The following is a 16,735-nucleotide window of genomic DNA, read 5'->3' as shown; positions in this document are numbered from 1 at the left end:
TCACGTGCTTACCTGCGACTGCCTGCTCCTGGCTTACTGAATACACTTGGGCGGGGCTGCCTGCGATTTCGTTGTCGAGGGAGCCCGAAGGGAGCCGTCCGTTTACCTTCCACCGCAGCGGTGCTGCGTGAATGGACTCGTTCAGCATTGGCTTGGTTTCGCGGGTTCGATCCCGAAGAAAAGCGTCCGCTTACATCCGGACGTACGGCTTCTCTGCGAATGACCGCCCTATACCGAATCTGGTTCGCGTTCGGGACGGTCTCTGCGAGAACCGTTCGTACCTGCCGCCGGCGGCCAGCGCCCGACGAAGAGCCTCGCCACGCACCGACTCATCCGACGCGAGCCGCGAGGCTGACCCGCCCGTTTGCTGTCGAATCCGCGCTAATCAACAAAGGTTCGTCGTGACGCGGCGATCTCGATGAGCCGGATCCACCCGGCTGCAACCCGCCGAACCCGCACTGCTCAAACGAAACGACTCGCTCGATACCGACCGGATCTCGCCCTGGAGGGAACCCTGTGAGAACCAAACGCCCATGTCGCACCGGCGCCACGCCCGATGGATGGCCTCGGCGCCGACCGGGCCTCGTTGCCGCAGTCCGAGCCCCTTGAACCCGCCTGCCCGCGCGCTGCTGAATCCGTGTCGGTGAACGAATCGACCCGCTGGACGGTGACTGCGTTTCGCTCCGGGGGTCTACGAGAGTCATCCGCTGACCTGCCGCTAGCGGCGCCAGGTTTGATGGATGGCATCGACTCCAGCTGGGGTTCTCGCGCGGGTCCAAGCCCCATGAACCCATCCGCCCGCGCGCCGCTGAATCCGCGCCACTGAAACGAATCAACTCGCTCGGCGCTGAGCGCGTTAGCTCCCGGGCGGCCCAAGGGACCATCTGCGGGCCTGCCTCCAGCGGCGCCAGGCTCGATGGACGGCCTCAGCGCCAACCGGACTCGGTCGCGGCCGAGTCCATGAACCCAACCCGCCCGACCGCCGCTGAATCCGCGTTACTGAACGAATCGACCCGCTCGGCCTGGCCGCATTTCGCTTCCGTTGGCTGGTGAGCACCGTCCGCCGACCTGTCGCCCCGGCGTCATGCTCGAGGGAGGGCTCCGGCGCCAACCGGGTTTTTACCCGCAGTCCGAGCCCCATGAACCCAACCCGCCCGCGCGCCGCTGAATCCGCGCCACCGGCCCAACCGACCCGCTCGGCCCGACCGCATTTCGCGTCCGCTGGCCGATGAGAACCGTCCGCCGACCTGCCGCCAGCGGCGCCACCCGCGGCGCATGGCCGAGGCGCCAACCGCGCCTCTCAGCCGCAGGCCGAGCCCCACGAACCCACCCGCTGAATCCTGCACTGCTCAACAAAACCACCCGCCCAATCACGGACCGGGTCTTGCCACTGGGGGAGAGCCAGATGAAAACCGCCCGCCCGCTTGTCGTCGCGTCCGAGGGCGCTGTGCTCGAGGAGATCCTGCGCGTAGCCGCCGTGGCGGGGTGCGAGCTTGATCGCGCGCCCGACCTCGCGGCCGCCCGGTCGCGCTGGACGCGCGCGCCGCTCGTGGTGATCGAGGAGGACTGCGCCGACGACCGCGTGGTCATGCCGCGCCGCGACGGGGTTTTCGTGGTGTGCAAGGGTTCTGCCGATGTGGAGGTCTGGCGCCGGGCCGTCTCCGTCGGCGCGCGGCGCGTGTTCTGCCTTCCCGACGACGAGTCGGAGCTGACCGTCGCGTTCGCCGACGTCACCGACGCCCCCGCCGATTCGCCCGGGCCGGTGATCGCCGTCGTCGGTGGGCGCGGCGGGGCCGGCGCGTCTGTGCTGGCGGCCGCGCTCGCCGTCGAAGCCGACCTCACCACGCCGGCGCTGCTCATCGACTGCGACCCCCTTGGCGGAGGCCTGGATCTGCCGCTGGGCTTGGAAAACACCCCAGGCCACCGGTGGCCCGACGTTCGCCTCTCCGGCCGCGTTTCCCTCCCGTCGCTGATCGACGCCCTGCCCCACCGAGGCACGCTGCCCGTGCTGTCCTGCGGCCGCACCGCCGCCGGCCCCGCGCCGCGGGCCCTCACCGCCGTTGTGTCCGCCGCCCGGCGCGCCGGCCGTGTCGTCGTCTGCGACCTGCCCCGCCACCTCGACGAGGGTGCCCTCGCGGTCGCGGAACTCGCCGAGCTCGTCGCGCTGGTCGTGCCGATCGAGTTCCGCGCCTGCATGGCCGCCAAACAGGTCCTGCACCGCCTCGCCGCCCACACCGACCGTCTCGGCATCGTCGCAAGTGGACACCCGCGCGCGGCCGCTCCGCCGTCCCGCACTGCGGCCCTCCTGGGCCCCCCGCTGCTCGCCACCGTGGCGCCCGAGCGCCGCGTCGCCGCGACCCTCGAAACCGGCGAGTTCGACATCCCGCCCAAGGGTTCCCTGGCCACCACCGCCCGCGCCCTCCTCGCCGAGGTCCGGCCCAAGCCGGCCCACCTCACCGCGGCCGCCTGATCCGCCGAACCACGTCTGGAGAACTCCCGGCATGACCACCGATTTCGTCGAGCGAGTCCGCCACCGGCTGGCGGGCGGGAGCCGCCTCGCCGACCCGGTCGCCGTCGCCGAGGCGGTGCGGGCCGAGGCCGGCGGCACGCTCAGCCACGACGCGGTGCTGGACGCCGTCCGCCAGGCCCGCGACGAGTTCGTCGGCGCCGGCCCGCTCGCGCCGCTGCTCGAAGACCCCGCCGTCACCGACGTCCTCGTCACCGCCCCCGACCAGATCTGGACCGACGGCGACGCCGGCCTCATCCGCACCCACCTGCGGTTTCCCGGCGAGGAAGCCGTCCGCCGCCTGGCCCAGCGCCTGGCCCTCGCCGCCGGCCGCAGGCTCGACGACGCACAGCCCTATGTGGACGGTTGGCTTCCGGCCCCGGGCGGCCACGTCCGCGTCCACGCCGTCCTGCCACCGATCGCCCCGAACGGCACCTGCCTGTCCCTGCGCGTCCTGCGCCCCGCGACGCACACGCTCGACACCCTGACCACCCTCGGCGTCGTCACCGAAGAGGGCGCCGAACTCCTCCGCTCGATCATCACGCGACGCCTCGCGTTCCTCGTCACCGGCGGCACCGGTGTCGGCAAAACGACACTCCTGAGCGCCCTCCTGAGCGAAGTCGACCAGCGTGAACGCATCGTCTGCGTCGAAGACGCCGGCGAGCTCCGGCCCACGCACCCGCAGTTCGTCAGCCTCGTCTCCCGCCCGGCCAACGTCGAAGGCGCCGGCGCCGTCGAACTCCCGGAACTGGTCCGGCAGGCCCTCCGCATGCGCCCCGACCGCCTGATCGTCGGCGAAGTCCGCGGCGCCGAGGTGTGCTCCCTGCTCAACGCCCTCAACACCGGCCACGACGGCGGCGCCTGCACCCTCCACGCCAATTCCCCCTCCGAGGTCCCCGCGCGCCTCGAAGCGCTCGCCTCCCTCGGCGGCCTCACCCGCGACGCCCTCCACAGCCAGCTCTCCGCCGCCATCCGCGTCGTCCTCCACCTCAAACGCGACCCCGACGGCACCCGCCGCCTCACGGAAATCGCGGCCCTCGACCGCGCCCCCGGCGAGGTCCACCCCACCCCCCTCTGGCGCGACGGCCACTGGACTTCCCACCGCCACCTCTTCGACGAGGCCACGTCATGACCCGCGCCTCCGCCCGCACCAGCCACCTCCGCCGCCGCCCCGGCAACGGCCCGGCCGGTGAAGCACACGTCGCCGGCACCGTTGGCTCGTCACTCGGGGCGCTTGGAATTCGCCGGCTTCGCGCCAACGGCCCAGCCACGACCGGCCACGTGAATGTGCGTGGCGCGGAGAGCTCGCCACTCAAGCCGGACGGTGTTCGCCGGCGTCCCGGCAGCCGCCCGGCCACAACGGGCCACGCAAGCATTGCTGGCACCGTCGGCTCGCCGCTCGGGGCGCGCGGAATTCGCCGGCCTCGCGGCAACGGCCCAGCCACGACCGGCCACGTGAATGTCGGTGGCGCGGAGAACTCGCCGCTCAAGCCGGACGGTGTCCGCCGGCGTCCCGGCACCCGCCTGGCCACAACGGGCCACGCACACACTGCTGGCACCGTCGGCTCGCCGCGCGAGACGGGCGGATTTCGTCGGCTCTGCGGTAGATCCGCCGACGTTCCCGGAAACTGGCCCGTCATGGCCGACCACCCGCTGGCCTCTCCGACGAGCGCCACCCGCAATTACGGATGCTGCCGCGCCCATCGCCACCACGTGACCCAATTGCCCCTCGCCCGTCCGAGTTCCTCCCAGCGAAGAGGCGACCTTGTGATCGCAGCCATCGGGCGAGCCATCCGCGCCAACCTCAACCGAAGGCCGCCTGATCGCCCACAGCTCAGCAGTACCTCCGCCACCCGGCTACTAGCTCACCAACCTCACCACAGGGAAGCCACCAGATAATCGACTCCTGGCCCTTCCTTTGCCTCGGCACCGCGCTCCTCGTCTGGCCCACCCTGCCGACCCGCCTCAGCCCGCCGTGGCGGCCCACCCTCACCATCCCGCGCCTGCCGCGCCGAGTCCGCTGGTTCCTGCCCGCCCTGGCCGCCATCCCGATCGCCGGGCCGGGGGCGGCGTTGGCTGTCGCGGTCGTCACCGTCGCGGTGAGGCAGGAATGGCGTAGCCGCACGGAATCCGCGGCGGCCGTCGCGCGGGGGGAGCAGACTTCGGCCGCGCTCCGGGCGATGGTCGCGGAGCTTCGGGCGGGTGCGCACCCCGTGCTCGCGGCCGAAGCGGCGGCCGACGCCGTACCGGCGCTCTCGGCCGAACTCGGCAACCTCGCCACCGCCGCCCGCCTCGACGGTGCGCTCGAATCCCGGCAACTGCCCGAACTCGCCGCAGCCTGGGGCCTCGCCCGCAGGCACGGCCTGCCGATCGCCGACACCCTCGACGCCACCCGCCGCGACACCGACGCGGCCACCGCGTTCGCGAGACGCCTCCACGCCAAGATGGCCGGCCCGCGGATGAGCGCGACCGTCCTCACCGCGCTCCCGGTCGTCTGCCTCGCCATGGGCCAGGCCATCGGCGCCGATCCGCTGACCGTCCTCACCCGCACGCTCCTCGGCCAGCTCTTCCTCGTCACCGGCGCCGTCCTGATCTGGGCCGGCACCGCCTGGTCGCGCGCACTGACCGCCCCACGCCGGGAGGCGCCATGACTCCGTACCTCCTGGCGGCCGCGGCGCTCCTCATCTGGCCGAGCGCACCGCCGCCACGCAGCCTCGCCGAACACGGCAAATGGCGCCCCAAGCTGCCCAGCCTCCGCACCCGCCACCTCATCGCAGCCGTCCTCGCCGGCGCGTCGGTTGCCGTGTTCGCCGGTCTGCCCGGTGGCGCCCTCGCCGGTGCCGGGTCGTGGTGGCTCCTGCGCCGCTCGCGCCGCCCGAAGGCCGACGACGTCAGCGAACGCCTCGCCTCCGCCGCCACGCTCGATCTCCTCGGCGCGTGCCTGCGAACCGGCCTGCCGGTGCCGACGGCCCTCGAAGCCGTCAGCACCACCGCACCCGGCCGAACGGGCACGGCGCTGCGAGCCACCGCCCACCTCCTCGCCCTCGGGGCCGGCCCGTCCGAGGCGTGGGCGCCGACCAGAACGCGGCCGGGGTTCGAGGAGCTGGCCGTGGCCGCCACCCGCACCGCGCGGTCCGGGGCCGCGCTGGCCGCGACGGCCGACGGAATCTCCCGCCGCCTCCGCGACGGGCTCGGCGTCGAGGCCGAAGAACGCGCCGAACGGGCCGGGGTCGCGCTGGCGCTGCCGGTCGGGCTCTGCTTCCTGCCCGCGTTCTTCGTCCTCGGCGTGCTGCCGGTGGTGCTCGGCCTCGCCGGGCAGATCGGCGGCCTGCTGTAGATGAATCCACAATGGATAGAAAGGAACCGGAATGGACTTCCCCAGGCTCCCCGGAGACGAGGGAACCACCACCGCGGAGTACGCGATCGGCACCGTCGCCGCCGCGGCGTTCGCCCTCGCGCTGCTCGTCCTGCTCAGGGGCGACGCGATCGGCGCCGCGCTCTCGGGTCTCGTACAACGGGCCCTGACGGTGGCGAACTGATGGCGGGCCGTCGCCGGGACGGGGGCTTCGTCACGGTCGAAGCCGCCCTTTCACTCGGCGCGCTCATGGCCGTGGTCGCGGCTCTGCTCGCGGGCCTCGCGGCGGTGCTCGGGCACATCCGGTGCCTCGACGCCGCTCGCGAAGCCGCGCGGCTGACCGCCGCCGGGCAGCCGGGTGCTGCCGAAGCCGTCGTGCAGACGATCGCCCCGCACGGGGCGCGGCTCACGGTGACCCGGGCCGGCGACGGCATCACCGCCGTCGTCACCACCGACACCCTCGCCGGCCTCCACCTGGGCGCCAGCGCGTACGCCGTCGCCGAACCGGGAGCGCAGACGTGAAGGACGACGAAGGCGTGGCGACCGTCTGGACGGCCATCGTGATCGCCGCGCTGATCGGCCTCGCGGCGGCCGGTGCCTGGCTCGCCGCGGCGGTGGCGGCCCGGCACCGCGTCGAAGCCGCGGCCGACCTGGGTGCCCTGGCCGCCGCGTCCCACGCCGCCGACGGGCCGGCGCGAGCCTGCGGCCGCGCCCGTGAGGTGGCCGACCACGAGGGTGCCGTGGTCACGGCCTGCGGCTGGCGGGAACGGGACGCGCTCGTCGAAGTCCGCGCCGCGAGCCCGCCCATCCCGGGGTTGCCGCCGCCGTCGGCGCGGGCCAGGGCGGGTCCGGTGGGCCCGCCGGACTGACCGTGGCGCCGCTCGTCCGCGGCGCTGTCGACGAGTGGCGGGCCGATGTTGATCTCCGCGGTGAGCGCCCGGCGGGCGGGCGACGACGAGCGGCGAAGCCGGCGAGCAGCGGTAGCTGCCGCACGGCGAACGGTCGAAACCCGAGGTCAGAGCTGTAAATCAACAAGGTGCCGCGCGGGGCGCGAGACCGCTGTCGAACGTGTCCGGCCCCGTTCGACGGCGGCCGAGCGGCGGTTCAACGGCCGGTGATCGGCAGCCCGGTATCGGTCGAGCGGTGCACTACTTGGCGTTCATCGCCCAGTAACCACCGGTTGTCGCGAGCCCCTTCCGCGCAATGTGCAAATTGCCGTTTAGTGAGACGTGCGCCACCAACGGCCCCGACCCGGGTGGCGCGAAACCGGAACTTGAAGGCAGGAAAGCAATGTTGGACGCGAATTGGCCGGACAGCTGGCGGAGCGCCTTCCGCATCGAACTGCGGGCGGAGGCGATCGGCCTCGCGTGGCGCGGCTGGCCGGTGCTCCCGGGAGCGACCCCGGCGCCGATCACCGGTGACGACGACCTCACGTGGCGCCGCCCGGTGCCGGCCCGCGACGACTGGCGCGAGCTGATCGGCACGCACGCCCACGAGGTCGCCGCCTGGTTCTCCGACCGCACCCACAGCCTGCTCGTGGCCACCGGCACCGAACTCGACGCCATCGAGGTCGACGACGAGCTGGGCAAGCGCGCCGCCCGGCTGCTTCGCGCCGTCGGCCACCCCGCGCCGATCGTCGCGATGCCCAACGGCCGCTGGCTCTTCCTCACCACGCCCGCCGAGAGCCTTCCGGCGGAGCTCGCCGCGCAGGCTTCCGTGCAGTGGCACGGTGCCGGCAGCTACATCCCGCTGCCGCCCTCACCGTTCCAGCACGGCGTGGTCCACTGGCGCGTGAAGCCCGAGGTGTGCGGCTGGCAGCTGCCCGACCCGGCCGAGGTGCACGACGTCCTCGTGCGCGCCCTCAGCGACGAGCACGCTCCGCTGCTCGTGGAGACCACCGCTGCGTGATCGGTTCCACCCCGGCACCGCAGCGTTGACAACTGAAGAGGTTCACGAACCACCGTGGCCGCACTGTTCCCCGTGCTGACGCAACGCCCCGAGCACGGCATCCAGAACGGCCACCGCCCCCGCCTTGTCCAGCGGATCGTTGCCGTTCCCGCACTTCGGCGACTGGACGCAGGACGGGCACCCCGTCGGGCACTCGCAGGAGACGATCGCCTCCCGCGTTGCGGCCAGCCACGGGACAATCGCGGCATAACCGCGGTCGGCAAATCCCGCACCCCCGGGATGCCCATCGTGCACGAACACCGTCGCCTCCCCGGTGTCCTCGTGCCACGCGGTAGACACCCCGCCGATGTCCCAGCGGTCGCACGTAGCGAACAGCGGTAGCAGGCCGATCGCCGCGTGCTCGGCGGCATGCAGAGCGCCGGGGACGCGCGCCGGGACCAACCCGGCGCCCCCCGGCGCCCTGCCGACACCCCCGGTCCCCACCGGCGCCACGTTCCCCACCGGTGGCACCCCGGGCCCCCGCTCCTCGGGCCCGGGTGCCTCAGCTTCCAACAGGCCCCGCTCCACGGCCTGGGCCGAAGACTCCGCAGGCGCACCCGAAGCCGCCTCCCGCTTCGGCGCGCCACCGGAACCCCCACGGCCGGCCCCACCCGCGTCGGGGGGGGGGGGGGGGGGCCGCCCCCCCCCCCCCCCCCCGCCCCCCCCCCCCCCCCCGGGGCCCCCCCCCCCCCCCCCCCCCCCCCCCCGCGGCCGCCGGTCTCGGCGCCACCGGCAACTTGGCCGCCGGTGGCGCCGGCACCGCGGCCGGCCGAACCCCCGCTGCCCGACCCGGCCTTGCCAGAACGATCCGCGTCGGCTGCGGCGCCACTGCTGGATTCCGCGCCAGCCGACGCAGTTCCAGCCACATCACGCGCGGAAGCGGTGGTTTCCGAGTCGGCGACACCACCGGCGGGGCCGGAATCAACGGAGCCGCGGTCGGCCGAGCCGGCGTCCGGCGAGCCGGTTTCACCCGAGCCGCCGTCAGACAACGCCGCGGAATCGCCGGGCGCGCCGGAGCTTGAAGTACCACCCGCATCGAGGGCCGCCCCCGGTTCGGTCCCCGCTCGGACGCGCCCGGTTCCCAGGCGGTGTGGGGGGCCGAGCAGGTCGTCGGAGAGCGTGTACCAGACGGCGCGCGTGTGGAGGCTCTGTTCGGGCAGGTCGAGTGGCGTGTGGTCCAGCACCTCGCCCGACGGGCGGCGCCGTAGGTAGCCGACGACCTGCGAAGTGACGGCGACTTCGCCGAGGCACACCGTGACGCCGCCGTGGCGGCATTGCTGTTCGGTGGCCAGCACGGAGATGTCCACGACCTCCCGCGGCGACGTGTGCCAGTCCGGGTCCTCCGCGTGCACGAGCGCCAGCCCGGTCTCGAGGTCGAGCTCGTCGACGACGTACGACGAGCCTTGGTGCAGGTACACCGCGCCCGGGTGGACCGCGTAGCACGCCGAGCCCGGGTCGACGGTGCCGAGCATGCGGCCGGAGTCCGCTTCGACGACGGCGACCTGGTCGCCGCCCGAGCCGCGGATGCCGACCTCCGCGTGGGGGCGGTCGCGGGAGGTCCAGTACCAGCCGCTGGAGCGGCGGCGCAGGAGCTTCTCCGCGGCCAGGTCCGCGAGCACGTCGCGAGCCGCGGCTCCGCCGAACATCGCGAGTTCCGGCTCCGTCAGCGGCAGTTCCGCGACGGCGCACGCGAGCTGCGGACCCAGCACGTACGGGTTCGTCGGGTCGAGCACCGCCGTCTCCACGGGACGCTCCAGCAGGGCCGCCGGGTGGTGCACGAGGTAGGTGTCCAGCGGGTCGTCGCGCGCGATGAACACGACCAGCGCCTCGTCGCCCGACCGGCCGGCGCGACCCGCCTGCTGCCAGAACGACGCCAGCGTGCCCGGGTACCCGGCGAGCACCACCGCGTCGAGCCCCGCGATGTCGACGCCGAGCTCCAGCGCGTTCGTCGTCGCCACGCCCAGCAGCCGCCCCGACAGCAGGGCCGACTCCAGTGCTCGCCGCTCCTCCGGCAGGAAGCCGGATCGGTACGCTGCAACCGTTTCCACCAACGCGGGGTCCACTTCGGACAGCAGCCGCCGAGCGCCGAGCGCCGTCAGCTCCGCCCCGCGCCGCGAACGCACGAACGCCAGCGAACGCGCGCCCTCCACCACGAGGTCCGTGAGGATCCGCGACGCCTCCACACCTGCCGACCGCCGGACCGGCGCGCCGTTCTCGCCCGTCAGCTCGTCGAGCAGCGGCGGCTCCCACAACGCGACCGTCCGCGCGCCCCGTGGCGACGCGTCCTCCGTCACCGCCTCGCACGCCACCCCCGTGAGCCGCGACGCGAACTCCGCCGGCGACGCCGTGGTCGCCGACGCCAGCACGAACACCGGCGAAGCCCCGTAGTGCGCCGCGACCCGGCGCAGCCGGCGCAGCAACAGCGCGACGTGGGAACCGAAGACCCCGCGGTAGCTGTGGCACTCGTCCACCACCACGTACGCGAGGTGCTTGAAAAACTGGGTCCACCGCGAATGCGCCGAGAGGATCCCGCGGTGGAGCATGTCGGGGTTCGTGAACACCCAGTTCGCGTGCGCGCGCACCCAGTCGCGCTCCGTCATGGGGGTGTCACCGTCGTACGACGCCGCGCGCACCCCGGGCAAGTCCAAAGAGGACACCGAACGCAGCTGGTCGGCGCCCAGCGCCTTCGTCGGCGACAGGTACAGCGCGGTCGCGTTCGAACCCGTGGCCAGTTCGGACAGCACGGGCAGCTGGTAGGCCAGCGACTTCCCCGACGCCGTGCCCGTCGACACCACCACGTGCGCGCCCCCGTGCGCGTGCGAGGCCGCCGTGACCTGGTGCTGCCACGGCTTTTCCACTCCGGACCCCGCGAACGCCGACACCACCGCCGGCGCCGCCCACTCCGGCCACGGCGCGAACCCGGCCGGACGCGCGGGCAGGTGCGCCACGTGCGTCACCGGGTTCTCGTTCACCGGCACCCCCGCCGTGACCCGGCTGAGCAGCCTCCGTCCTCGCTCGACCACGTGCCGAAGCTTCGCACAGGGCACCGACAAAACCGGCCCGAGATCGATCAAGTGAGCAATCACACAAGGTCACAGAACGTACTGTCACCGGGACGCGTTGCAGGGCCGCTGAGCACTACCAATACACTCCCGCAATCCACACCCTCTGTGGCGAGCGTCATGTGAGACGTGCATTGCCCGCACGGCTAGCGTGTCGATCGGTACAGATCCCATGCCAGCGCAGGCACGGCGGGTACGACGAGTCCGCGCTGGCCAACGGCGTTCCCAGGAGGACGAATGTCCCGGCAGTTCCTCGCGGAGGGCGGTCTCACGCTCTCCGGGGGTGGCTACACCATCGTCGGTGTGGTCGCCGTGGTCGCCCTTGCCGCACTCGCGATCGGTTACGTGCTGCTCAGGGAGGTGCTGGCCGCGGGCCAAGGCACCGCCAAGATGCAGGACATCGCCAAGGCGGTGCAGGAAGGTGCGGCCGCTTACCTGAAGCGGCAGCGCAACACCCTCGCCATCTTCGGCGTAATCGTGTTCCTGCTGCTCTTCGCGCTCCCCGCCGACGACTGGAACGAGCGCATCGGCCGCTCGATCTTCTTCCTCGTCGGCGCGGTGTTCTCGTTCACCATCGGCTACCTCGGCATGTGGCTCGCGACGCAGGCGAACCTGCGCGTGGCGGCCGCGGCGCGCGAGGAAGGCGGGCGCGAGATCGCGATGCGCGTGGCGTTCCGCACCGGTGGCGTGGTCGGCATGATCACCGTCGGCCTCGGCCTGTTCGGTGCCGCGATCGTGGTGCTCGTCTACACGGGCCAGGCCCCGAAGGTGTTGGAGGGCTTCGGGTTCGGCGCCGCGCTGATCGCCATGTTCATGCGTGTCGGCGGTGGCATCTTCACGAAGGCGGCCGACGTCGGCGCGGACCTCGTCGGCAAGGTGGAGCAGGGCATCCCGGAGGACGACCCGCGCAACGCCGCGACGATCGCCGACAACGTCGGTGACAACGTGGGTGACTGCGCCGGGATGGCGGCGGACCTCTTCGAGTCCTACGCGGTCATGCTCGTGGCCGCGCTGATCCTGGGCAGCTCCGCGTTCGGTTCCAGCGGCCTGATCTTCCCGCTCATCGTGCCCGCCATCGGTGTCATCACCGCCGTCATCGGCGTGTACATCACGAAGGCGCGCGCGGGCGAAGGCGGTCTCGTCACGATCAACCGCTCGTTCTACATCTCCGCGGTGATCTCCGCCGTCCTCTCGGCCGTCGCCGCGTTCGTGTACCTGCCGAGCAGCTTCTCCGACTTCGGCGCGGAGTTCGCGAACACCAGCGGCAACCCGGCGGTCATCGCGACCGTCGCCGTGATCATCGGCATCGTGCTCGCCGCGATCATCCTGAAGCTGACCGGGTACTACACCGGCACCGAGAACAAGCCGGTCCAGGACGTCGGCAAGACGTCGGAGACCGGTGCTGCGACGGTCATCCTGTCCGGCATCTCGGTGGGCTTCGAGTCCGCTGTGTACACCGCGCTCGTGATCGGTGCCGCCGTGTTCGGCGCGTACCTGCTGGGCGGCGCCGTCGCGCTGTTCGCCGTCGCGCTCGCCGGCACCGGCCTGCTGACCACCGTCGGCGTCATCGTCGCGATGGACACCTTCGGCCCGGTCTCCGACAACGCTCAGGGCATCGCCGAGATGTCGGGCGACGTCGACGAGAAGGCCGCGCAGATCCTCACCGAGCTCGACGCGGTCGGCAACACCACCAAGGCCATCACCAAGGGCATCGCGATCGCCACGGCGGTCCTGGCCGCCACGGCGCTGTTCGGGTCCTATTCGGACGCGATCACGAAGGCTGTCGGCGGCACGGGCACGTTCCTCGCGAACATCGTCAGCCCGCCGACCCTGGTCGGCGTGATCGTCGGTGCGGCCGTCGTGTTCCTGTTCTCGGGTCTCGCGGTCAACGCGGTTTCCCGCGCCGCGGGCGCGGTGGTGCAGGAGGTGCGCCGCCAGTTCCGCGAGATCGCCGGGATCATGGAGGGCACCACGCGGCCCGAGTACGGCAAGGTCGTGGACATCGTCACCCGCGACTCGCTGCGGGAGCTCGCCACGCCGGGTCTGCTCGCGGTGTTCGCCCCGATCGCCGTCGGCTTCGGCCTCGGCACGGGTGCTCTCGCCGGCTACCTGGCCGGTGCGATCGCCACCGGCACCCTGATGGCGATCTTCCTCGCCAACTCGGGTGGGGCCTGGGACAACGCCAAGAAGCTCGTCGAAGACGGCAACCACGGCGGCAAGGGTTCCGAGGCGCACGAGGCCACGATCATCGGTGACACCGTCGGTGACCCGTTCAAGGACACCGCCGGCCCGGCCATCAACCCGCTGATCAAGGTCATGAACCTGGTCTCGGTGCTGATCGCGCCCGCGGTCGTGACGCTCTCGGCCGGCGGCGGCGTGGACACCACCTGGCGCATCGTGATCGCGATCGTCGCGGTCGCGGTCGTCGTCGCGGCGATCGTCGTGTCCAAGCGGCGCGGCACGGTCATCGCGGACACCCCGGCGGAGGCGAAAGCCTGATCCGCCGAAGCACGAACACCGGAGGGGCCCGGCACGTCGCGCGCGTGCCGGGCCCCGACGCGTGCGGTGACTCGTTCCGCACCCCGAAGAGCGACTTGCGAATGAATCTCGGATCGGTACGGTCGGGGGCACCTGGACGTCGACGGGCAGGAGGTGTGGGGGTGCGGCCGCGGTTGACCGTTCTAGCCGCGCTGGTGACGGGACTCGGGATCGGCCTCGCCGGCTGCGGGCAGCAGCCACCGGTGTCGCACACCCAGCCGGGTGGGCAGGCGGACGCCGCGAGCCAGGCCGATCCGGCCGCGAGATGGGCGGACGGCTACTGCGCCGCCGTGACGCACCTCGTGCGCACGCTCTCGGACCTGCCCACGATCGACCCCAGTTCGCCGGCGCAGGCGTCCAGGACGTCGAGCCGGCTCCTGTCCTCGGTGGTCGACGGCATCGACCAGACCGTCGCCGGGCTCGACAGCGTGGGGCCGCCACCGGTGCCGGGCGCGGACAAGGCGCGGGCGGATCTGCTCAGCCGGTTCTCGTCCGTGCGCCAGCGCGCCGACTCGACCCGCGAACGCCTCGACACGGCCACCGGCGCGGCCGAGACGAGAACCGCCCTCGGCGACGCCAAGGCGAGTCTCGACGACGTCGCCAAGCTCGACGTCCTCGAGGTCCTCAACGCGACGCCGGAGCTCTCGGCGGCCGGCAAGCGCGCGCCGGGCTGCCAGCAGCTCGTGGTGCCGCCGGCGCCGCGCTAGCTGTTGGGCTCGTCGGCGACCCTGCTTTGACGATCTTGGCAGGGGTGAGGACCCCGGGTTTCGGTGTGGATCACCACAACCTGCACCGAATCCCGGGTCCTCACGGTCCACGGTGATGCCTCGCTGACGCCAACCGGCAGGCCGCGGCCGATCGGTGTGTCATCGAGCGGGTGGGCCATTGCAGCCGGCGGCTGAGCGGTTCCAGGTCACATCGACCACGGGTCGTGGCGGGCCGAGCGCTATCGCACGGTCCGAGCGTCGGGAATGGCCGGCCTCATCGCAGCCAGAACCGGACTACCGATGCGGTCGGGCCACGTCGTGGCATTGCGCCCTGTCCGCAGGGATCGGGCCAGCTCGGCCGGCTGTGCGAACGCCGGAATCGCGCCGGAATCCGATCCGCCGTCCTCCACACCGCTCTCGACGATCGCTCACGCCTGGCGTATACCGAAACGCTGTCCGGCGGCACCTGCGCAGCCTTCCTGGTTCACCACGCTGGGCATCCCCATCGAGCAAGCACTCACCCACAACGCCTGGGCCTGCCACAAAACCACCTGGCCGACCACCTGCGCCGAGCTGGCCATCCAACCCCGCTGTGCCGGTCCCTGGCGGCCGGCCGACAAGCAAGAAAGCCGAACCCCTCCACCGCGCCCTGCTCGACAAACAGGCCGACGAGCAGCCCTACCCCTCAGGAAGCGCCTGCCCGTAAGCATTTCCCCACTGGCTCGACCGGGAACCACCACCGACCCCACACCGCGATCGGCAACCACACCCCCGCCGGCACCGAGCAACACAGCTAGAGCTCTCCGGCCAGCCGCACGAGGTAGCTGGCGAAGCGCCGGCGATCGGCAGCCGTCCAGGTGGCGGTGAGTTCGTCGAACGTCCGCCGCTGCCACTGGTGTGAAGCGGCGAGCAGCTCGCGTCCGCTGTCGGTCAGCTGCAGCGACGCCCGGCGCCGGTCTTGCCCCGACGTGCCGCGGGTGAGGTAGCCCGCCGCGGTCGCGTCGCGGACCAGGCGGCTGGCGCCCGAGTGGTCGAGCCCCAGGTGGTGCGCGACGGTCGCGACCGTCACCTCGCCTGGGTGCGCGCTCGCCGTGTCGACGGCCTCCACCGCCAGGATGTGCTGAACGTGGCGCTGTTCGCCCGGCAGCTCGGCCGACGTGCGGGTGGTCCACCGCCGTGACCAGTGTCTGACCAGGCGGAACAACGCGGGTCCGGCTTCTTCGAGGGGAGCTGTCACGGAACTCAGCTTACCTTGACTGTGTGCGTTTCGCATGCATAACGTGTGCGATATGCATGCAAATCGACAGGGACGCGACGCCGCGTTCGCCGCGCTCGTGCTGGGGATGCTGATGGCGTCGCTGGACACCAACGTGGTCGTCGCGGCGCTGCCGGCGATCGCCGCGGACCTCGGCGGGGCCGACGCGGTGGGTGGCGTGACCGCGGCGTACCTGCTGGCGGTGGCCGTGGCGACGCCGGTGCACGGCAGCCTCGGCGACCGCTGGGGCCGGCGACGGACCTTCGCTGGGTCGGCGGTGGTGTTCGCCGTCGGGTCTCTCGCGTGCGCGCTGGCGCCGGACGTGCCCGCGCTGGTCGCGTTCCGCGCCGTGCAGGGGCTGGGCGGCAGCGGGCTGATCGTGGCCGCGGTGGCGGGGCTGGCCGAGCTGTTCGACCGCACGGAACTGGTGCGGCGTCAGGGCTGGCTCACGGCCGTGTTCGCCGTGTCGTCGATCGGGGGCGCTCCGCTGGGCGGCCTGCTGGCCGCGACGGCCGGCTGGCGTTCGGTCTTTGTGGTGAACCTCCCGCTCTGCGCTGTGGCGCTGTTGCTGGGCGCGCGAACGGTCCCCGGAGCCCGGCGCGTGAGCCGAACCGGGTTCGACTGGAGGGGCGCGCTGCTGGTCGCGGTGGCCGGTGGCGGAATCGTCGTGCTCGGCAGTGCCGGCGCGATCGCCCGCGATCTGCTGCGGGCGTCGGTGGTGGTGCTCCTCGTCGGCATCGCGACGGTCGCGTTCGTCCGCGTCGAACGCCGCGCCGCCGCACCACTGGTCCCGCCGCGCCTCTTCGCCGACGCTGGGCTCGCGCGCGCCATCGGAGTCACCTTCCTCAGCGGGGTCGCGCTCTTCGGCAGCTTCACCTACGTCCCGCTCGCCCTCGGCGCCGCGCCGGCCGCAACGGGTCTGCTGCTCCTGCCGATGAGCGCCGGGCAACTGGTCGTGACCAGCGGGTTCGCCGCGTTCGCCCGCCGGTTTCCCCGGCTCACGGCCTGGGGCCGGCTGGGCCTGGCCCTCGGCGTCGCGGGGCTCCTCGCGACAGCCGCGATCCCGCTCCTGCCGCCGGGCGGGATCCGGCTCGCCGTGATCGTGGCCGGACTGGCTTGCAGCGGCGCCTCGCTCGGCCTGTCCATGCAGGTCTACGCGCTGCTCGCGCAGTCATGGGCGCCGGTGGACGTCCTCGGCTCGGCGATGGCCACGCTCACCTTCACGCGCCAGATAGGCGGCTCGCTCGGCATCGCCCTCTTCGGCCTCCTGTCCGGGCCCGCGGTGTTCGTCGCGGCCGCCGGCGTGCTGCTGGCCGGCTGGATTTTCGCGCCGCGGGCCGCACACGACCGGGTGGTGCGGTGATC

The 16,735-nt window shown here is 72.7% G+C and carries 12 protein-coding genes and 1 pseudogene; 11 read left to right on the top strand and 2 right to left on the bottom strand.

Going from position 1 to position 16,735, the window contains the following annotated elements:
* Positions 1–1,405 precede the first annotated feature (1,405 nt).
* From ssd to ACIA77_RS07855, 8 genes are all read left to right on the top strand, one after another.
* Complete coding sequence (gene ssd / locus ACIA77_RS07890; protein ID WP_395885040.1) at positions 1,406–2,470, top strand: septum site-determining protein Ssd; 1,065 nt, start codon at positions 1,406–1,408, stop codon at positions 2,468–2,470.
* A 31-nt stretch (positions 2,471–2,501) separates the two neighbouring features.
* Positions 2,502–3,638: a TadA family conjugal transfer-associated ATPase gene (locus ACIA77_RS07885; RefSeq protein WP_395885039.1), complete on the top strand. Its 1,137-nt coding sequence runs from the start codon at positions 2,502–2,504 to the stop codon at positions 3,636–3,638.
* Between the two features lie 940 nt (positions 3,639–4,578).
* A complete protein-coding gene (locus ACIA77_RS07880) occupies positions 4,579–5,157 on the top strand; it encodes a type II secretion system F family protein (RefSeq protein ID WP_395885038.1) in 579 nt (192 codons plus the stop codon).
* On the top strand, positions 5,154–5,843 hold the full coding sequence (locus ACIA77_RS07875) for a type II secretion system F family protein (RefSeq protein ID WP_395885037.1): 690 nt from the start codon (positions 5,154–5,156) through the stop codon (positions 5,841–5,843). Before ACIA77_RS07880 ends, ACIA77_RS07875 begins: the two co-directional genes overlap by 4 nt.
* Before the next feature lie 31 nt (positions 5,844–5,874).
* Complete coding sequence (locus ACIA77_RS07870; RefSeq protein ID WP_395885036.1) at positions 5,875–6,045, top strand: DUF4244 domain-containing protein; 171 nt, start codon at positions 5,875–5,877, stop codon at positions 6,043–6,045.
* Complete coding sequence (locus ACIA77_RS07865; protein ID WP_395885035.1) at positions 6,045–6,383, top strand: TadE family type IV pilus minor pilin; 339 nt, start codon at positions 6,045–6,047, stop codon at positions 6,381–6,383. Before ACIA77_RS07870 ends, ACIA77_RS07865 begins: the two co-directional genes overlap by 1 nt.
* Positions 6,380–6,730, top strand: a complete 351-nt coding sequence (locus tag ACIA77_RS07860) for an Rv3654c family TadE-like protein (protein ID WP_395885034.1) — start codon at positions 6,380–6,382, stop codon at positions 6,728–6,730. The genes ACIA77_RS07865 and ACIA77_RS07860 overlap by 4 nt, the downstream gene beginning before the upstream one ends.
* Positions 6,731–7,151: 421 nt before the next feature.
* Positions 7,152–7,769, top strand: coding sequence for a bifunctional DNA primase/polymerase (locus ACIA77_RS07855; protein ID WP_395885033.1), 618 nt, complete (start codon positions 7,152–7,154; stop codon positions 7,767–7,769).
* A gap of 69 nt (positions 7,770–7,838) precedes the next feature.
* Here ACIA77_RS07855 and ACIA77_RS07850 read toward each other — a convergent pair.
* A pseudogene (locus ACIA77_RS07850) lies at positions 7,839–10,831 on the bottom strand (DEAD/DEAH box helicase); the annotation flags it as partial.
* Between the two features lie 276 nt (positions 10,832–11,107).
* Between ACIA77_RS07850 and ACIA77_RS07845 the strand changes: the two are divergent.
* Positions 11,108–13,369, top strand: coding sequence for a sodium-translocating pyrophosphatase (locus ACIA77_RS07845; RefSeq protein WP_395885032.1), 2,262 nt, complete (start codon positions 11,108–11,110; stop codon positions 13,367–13,369).
* A 173-nt stretch (positions 13,370–13,542) separates the two neighbouring features.
* Positions 13,543–14,115: a hypothetical protein gene (locus ACIA77_RS07840; protein ID WP_395885031.1), complete on the top strand. Its 573-nt coding sequence runs from the start codon at positions 13,543–13,545 to the stop codon at positions 14,113–14,115.
* Between the two features lie 793 nt (positions 14,116–14,908).
* On the opposite strand, the gene ACIA77_RS07835 is transcribed toward ACIA77_RS07840, so the two are convergent.
* Positions 14,909–15,352: a MarR family winged helix-turn-helix transcriptional regulator gene (locus ACIA77_RS07835; protein ID WP_395885030.1), complete on the bottom strand. Its 444-nt coding sequence runs from the start codon at positions 15,350–15,352 to the stop codon at positions 14,909–14,911.
* A 52-nt stretch (positions 15,353–15,404) separates the two neighbouring features.
* Between ACIA77_RS07835 and ACIA77_RS07830 the strand changes: the two genes are divergently transcribed.
* A complete protein-coding gene (locus ACIA77_RS07830; protein WP_395885029.1) occupies positions 15,405–16,733 on the top strand; it encodes an MFS transporter in 1,329 nt (442 codons plus the stop codon).
* Positions 16,734–16,735 lie beyond the last annotated feature (2 nt).

Origin of the sequence: Amycolatopsis sp. NPDC051903 (assembly GCF_044452505.1) — a bacterium.
In the GTDB taxonomy this organism is placed as follows: domain Bacteria; phylum Actinomycetota; class Actinomycetes; order Mycobacteriales; family Pseudonocardiaceae; genus Amycolatopsis.
The sequence above is the reverse complement of the archived record's forward strand: the minus strand, read 5'-3'. Positions and strand labels throughout refer to the sequence as shown.

Coding starts and splice junctions, on each gene's coding strand:
- ACIA77_RS07885 (WP_395885039.1), top strand. CDS start 2,502: ATGACCACCGATTTCGTCGAGCGAGTCCGCCACCGGCTGGCGGGCGGG.
- ACIA77_RS07870 (WP_395885036.1), top strand. CDS start 5,875: ATGGACTTCCCCAGGCTCCCCGGAGACGAGGGAACCACCACCGCGGAG.
- ACIA77_RS07855 (WP_395885033.1), top strand. CDS start 7,152: ATGTTGGACGCGAATTGGCCGGACAGCTGGCGGAGCGCCTTCCGCATC.
- ACIA77_RS07865 (WP_395885035.1), top strand. CDS start 6,045: ATGGCGGGCCGTCGCCGGGACGGGGGCTTCGTCACGGTCGAAGCCGCC.
- ACIA77_RS07875 (WP_395885037.1), top strand. CDS start 5,154: ATGACTCCGTACCTCCTGGCGGCCGCGGCGCTCCTCATCTGGCCGAGC.
- ACIA77_RS07845 (WP_395885032.1), top strand. CDS start 11,108: ATGTCCCGGCAGTTCCTCGCGGAGGGCGGTCTCACGCTCTCCGGGGGT.
- ssd (WP_395885040.1), top strand. CDS start 1,406: ATGAAAACCGCCCGCCCGCTTGTCGTCGCGTCCGAGGGCGCTGTGCTC.
- ACIA77_RS07830 (WP_395885029.1), top strand. CDS start 15,405: ATGCATGCAAATCGACAGGGACGCGACGCCGCGTTCGCCGCGCTCGTG.